Origin of the sequence: Pseudomonas brassicacearum (genome assembly GCF_003732265.1) — a bacterium.
In the GTDB taxonomy this organism is placed as follows: Bacteria; Pseudomonadota; Gammaproteobacteria; order Pseudomonadales; family Pseudomonadaceae; genus Aquipseudomonas; species Aquipseudomonas brassicacearum_D.
In genome coordinates this window covers 1-300 of sequence record NZ_MOBK01000045.1, presented here as the reverse complement: position 1 = coordinate 300, position 300 = coordinate 1, and the positions used below count along the sequence as shown (strand labels likewise).

At 61.0% G+C, this 300-nt stretch carries 1 pseudogene; it reads left to right on the top strand.

The window, feature by feature from the left end:
* Positions 1 to 30: 30 nt before the first annotated feature.
* Positions 31 to 300, top strand: a pseudogene (locus BK660_RS29960) (hypothetical protein); the annotation flags it as partial.

The following is a 300-nucleotide window of genomic DNA, read 5'->3' as shown; positions in this document are numbered from 1 at the left end:
GCAGTCGACAAGTAGCAAAGGATTGAATGCATGCGTGCCTTAGCTGAGTTCATGATGCGAGGCCGTATGCAGGCCACTCTCGTGGTGGCCGGATGTGCAACATTGCCGTTGTTGTATTGGTTGGGCGCTGCCGCGGGGAGCCTTGTGCTGCTGCGGCGCGGACTGACGGACGCCCTGGGTGTTCTGTCTCTGGGGCTGCTGCCGGCATTGATCTGGTGGCTGTACGCCGATGACCCACGGGCACTTCTGGTGCTGCTGGGGTCTTCGGGACTTGCGTTGGTTTTGCGCGCAAGTGAGTCC